General features: G+C 47.5%; 4 protein-coding genes. 2 read left to right on the forward strand and 2 right to left on the reverse strand.

What is annotated here, in order from left to right:
• Window positions 1-778 (forward strand): glycoside hydrolase family 3 N-terminal domain-containing protein (locus RMO27_RS22085; RefSeq protein WP_309736640.1); only part of this gene is annotated, 778 nt, incomplete at its 5' end.
• 60 nt (window positions 779-838) lie between these two features.
• Window positions 839-1027, forward strand: coding sequence for a hypothetical protein (locus RMO27_RS22090; protein WP_309736642.1), 189 nt, complete (start codon window positions 839-841; stop codon window positions 1025-1027).
• 200 nt (window positions 1028-1227) lie between these two features.
• Here the strand turns inward: RMO27_RS22090 and RMO27_RS22095 are convergent, their stop codons facing one another.
• Window positions 1228-2955 carry an AarF/ABC1/UbiB kinase family protein gene (locus tag RMO27_RS22095; protein ID WP_309736644.1) on the reverse strand — a complete coding sequence of 576 codons (1728 nt, stop codon included), beginning with the start codon at window positions 2953-2955 and terminating at the stop codon, window positions 1228-1230.
• A 1-nt stretch (window position 2956) separates the two neighbouring features.
• On the reverse strand, window positions 2957-4347 hold a 1391-nt coding region (locus tag RMO27_RS22100), incomplete at its 5' end, for a HAMP domain-containing sensor histidine kinase (protein WP_309736645.1).

The raw sequence follows: 4347 nt of genomic DNA on the forward strand, positions 1-4347 counted from the left end.
GCTGATTAGTACCGATGCTTTGGTGATGGGGGCGATTGCCGATCGCTATGGCGCGGATGATGCGCCAGTAATGGCTGTGGCTGCTGGTTCTGACATTATTTTGATGCCTGTCGATCCCGAAATTGCGATTCGATCGGTGTGTCATGCGGTGGAGTCTGGGCTGATTAGTGCCGAACGCATCAAAGAGAGCGTCGGGCGGATTTGGCGATCGAAACAGAAGTTATTTCAAAATTGGGATGGTGTCACATTGACTCAATCGCCAGTGAATACTCAACCGGCGACTGTGACAACACTCGCCGAGCCGCAATCGATGGCTATCGCCAAGAGTATGCTCCAAGATTCACTAGTTAGTCACGGACAGCTCCCCCTCAAACCGAGTGGTGGCAAAAATATCATCGTGCTAGAAGAAATTTTAGATACTACTTTCCTCAGTCGGAGTACTCCAGCCATCACCATTCCCGCTAAACTTGGCTATCGGCTTCAACTTGTCAATCGCCATAGTCCGACGATTGAGATTGCCCCTGATGAATCTGTCATCCTCCAATTATTTATTCGCACTAGTCCTTTTTCGGGCGGACTGGGTATCACGGCGGTAGCCAAACAATTGGTTCAAAAATTAATCGCGACGAAACAACTACAGGGATTGGTTGTCTACGGTAGCCCTTATTTAATGGCCGATTTGGCTCCAATATTGCCGCCAGAAATACCCTATGTATTTTGCTATGGTCAAATGGCTGCGGCGCAGTCGATCGCTCTAGGAAAATTATTGGGATCGTAAAGTTACTATAGTTAGTCTGTAGAAAATCATCGCTAATTTACAGCTCTCAGCGCGATGCCAATGAATATTCGGCAACCACAGCAATTACCTTTTCTAGAATTCCTCGGTTGGCAGATTACGGATGTTTATCCGCTGACCCAATTAGAAATGTTAGCTAGTGATGTTTCCAATATGGTGGTGTATGGTCTAGTCACATCATTAGCTGGAATCTTTTCTCGATTAGTCGTTTGTCTGAGGCGATATGGATGATCTGAGTGGAATAAAGCTATTGACAAAATGGCGATCGAGTAACTCCCCGTCAGCACACAAGACATAGTTGATATCGCTTAGATTTTCACTAATATCAATCCAGAGCGATCGAGACAACATTTGGGCTAAGTCGTCAAAAATCCAACTTCCAGCCGATGATTTAAAATTGTTGGTTTCATTATTTAACGATGATTATCAAATTAGTTAATGAGTCGTGCTTGCAAGACTAAATTGAATACAGATTGCAGCCAAAGCAATCCACAGACAGTACCAATACCACCTAGCATCATTGCTAGTAATGGTTGTGTAGAAATTAATAACAGGGCGGAAATTGCACTTAAACTAGTCAGGCAGATATAGCTGATGTTCCAATAAATGCTGTTAATTAATCGAGCAGTTATTTGCGATCGCCTCAACATTTCAAGTTCATTTTGCTCTAATCTTGACTCTAGTTGGTGGATGCGTAACTTACTTGCATTGGGCTGGGTGAGTTTGTGCTTGAGATAGCTAACAGCTTGTTTGCCAAATTTAGTAATGATATTACCGCGCTCGGCAACGGCGATACTGCGGATAAACGGTTGCGCGGCGACGACGAGATTATATTCTGGATCTAAGGTACGGGCGATGCCATCGAGTGTCGATAAAGCTTTGAGAATAAAGCTCATTTCTGGGGACATCTGAAATGGTTGCTGGACGAATAGTGTCGTAATTTCACTCTTAATCTGCTCGAATTCTTTGATATCTACTGGTCGATCGGTAAAGCGTTCGAGTAGAAATTCAATGACGCGCTTAATCGGGCGCATATCTGCGACTGGTTCGACTAATCCTAATGCAATTAAATTATTGGTGACGGCAGTTTCATCTTTTTTCATGACTGCCCAAAAAGTCTCAATCATCCGATCGGTCGAGATATGCTTCAGTTCGGCCATCATCCCAAAATCATAGACAACTAGCTTACCATCCGCCATGATTGCCATATTCCCAGGATGCGGATCGGCTTGAAAAAAACCATCGACGAGGAGTTGTTTGAGATAGCAACAAATCCCTAATTGATTGATCTTTTTGGGATCGAAGCCACAAGCTTCTAAGGTGGCGCGATCGTCAATTTTGATTCCTGGTAAGTAACTCATCGTGAGTACCTTGCTAGTTGTATGTTTCCAGTGAATTTCTGGAGCCACTACTGAGTTATTTGCTTGGAAATTAGCTCGAAAGCGATCGGCATTTTGGCCTTCTTTGGTATAGTCTATTTCCTGGAATAGGAGCGTAAAAAATTCTTGATGAATGGCTCTAAGTTCTGCCGATCGCTTGTTTGGCAATAATCGATCGACCCACCAGAGTAATTTCTCAATGACCTGAAAATCGAGTTCAAATAATCGCTGCAAGCCCGGACGTTGGATTTTGATGACAACATCCGCACCCGTTCGCAATTTGGCTTTGTGTACTTGGCCTAAACTTGCCGCCGCCAGCGGAATCGGGTCGAAACGATCGAATAAGATCTCTAGTTCTGTGTCGAGTTCGGTTTCGATAATCGCGATCGCTTCATCCGCATCAAAAGCTGGCACCCGATCTTGTAATTGACTCAGGGCTGCGGTATACATCGGTGGAAAAAAGTCCACTCGCGTCGATAAAGATTGACCGATCTTAATAAAAGTTGGCCCCAAACTGATCGCCGTATTGACTAATTTTTGGGCTTGGCGTCGATGATAGCGTTCGTTGGTAGTCGGCAAGAGGAAATCTCGCAGCAGTGCGAACCCCAAACTCATCGCGGCGGTATAGATATCAAATTGTCTGGCGCGACAGGAATAGTTAGCTCTTTGCCACCGAAACTTCGGTTGGTGTTGAGCTAGATCGGTCGCACCTAACGATTTAGGGAAGATGGGTAGGTGCTGTCGCGAACCGAGTTTCGACATGACAGATGGCTTCCTCAAGTTATTGCCGCTCGATGACTGCCGGAATAGTCACTGTAAAACAGGTTTTGGCAGTTTTGGGTTCGACGGCCTCACTGGTCACGGTAATTGTACCTTGAATGTGCTCGACCATCGATTTGACTAGCGACAAACCCAGTCCGGTGCCGGCGATCGCTTGTTGAGTAGTACCTGCACCACGCCGGAAGCGATCGAATAAATAAGGGAGATCTGTGTCGGCAATTGGCTGACTCAGATTAGTTACCTGGATAATTGCCTGTTCTGGCTCGACTGTCAGCCACACCTCTACCATGCTCTGGGGAATCGCAAATTTACCCGCATTGACGAGTAATTCCTCGACGATATGTTTGAGACTATCCGCGTCGGTTTCGATGTGTGAAGACAGTTGTGGGAGATGGAGGGCGATTTCTAGGGATTTGCTATCCGGCCAGCGATCGGTAACGATTGTTGCTTGCTGAGAAATAAATTGATTGAGTGAGATTTGCTGGGAGCGCAGCTCGACTTGTCTGGATTCAAACTGCTGGATTTTGAGCAGATCGTTGACCAGCTTGATTTCGCGCTGACACTGATCTTCGAGGATATCGAGATACTGGGTGCGACGCTCTGGATCGACATCTAATTGGCGCAACATCTTGATCGCCAACGACATACTCGTTAGCGGCGTCCGCAGTTCGTGACCGATTGTGCTGATAAATTCATCTTTGAGGTCGTTGGCGTGCCGCAATTTCTCCATCCGCTTGCGTCCGACATCGTGCAACTTCGCCTGAAGTTGGAGACTGGTCTGAACTTGAGTCGTCCGATTGGCGACCGCTGCTCGGGCTTGTTTGAGGGCTTTGCGCTGGATTCTCGCCAGGGCAATTTGGAAGATCTGACATTGGAGGAGTTTTAGTTCGACTGGATGCCACGGCCGCGACCGATCGTCTTGGAGTACCAACCAGCCCCAGACCGCACCAGTAGATCGCTTGGCTCCGAGGCTACCCATCAGCGGGATCATCGCGATACTCGGCAGTCGATCTGCTTGAAAGACCGCCCGATCGATTGAAGTACTCTGCCGATCGGTACCATCAAAGATGGTGGGATTGGGAGCATTCGCCAGTGCTGTCTGGCATAGGTGCGAATTTTCGATCAAAAAGGCGGCTGGTAATGCTGGTTGTTTGCCCTGGCGGACATCGATCGTCGTCACGACCTGAACTTGAGTCACAGTTGTGGCTGGTGCGGGTGCAACTGGTAATTCCGTCTGGGGTAAAAATCCAGAGCTGGCCAGAGTTCGATCGCTGCTAGTCTGCTGTGGCTGTGCGGGCGTCCCTGTCAGTGGCTGCACGGCTTCAGGACGATCCCATTCGGAGACTTCTAGGGGTAATTCCGCATTTGGATCGATCGCCGTCGGTGGCGTGA

The organism is Chamaesiphon sp. OTE_75_metabat_556, assembly GCF_031378165.1.
Classification (GTDB): Bacteria; Cyanobacteriota; Cyanobacteriia; order Cyanobacteriales; family Chamaesiphonaceae; genus Chamaesiphon.

Bases quoted from the DNA above. Each gene is read 5' to 3' on its own strand.
- RMO27_RS22090 (WP_309736642.1), top strand. From the start codon at position 839: ATGAATATTCGGCAACCACAGCAATTACCTTTTCTAGAATTCCTCGGT.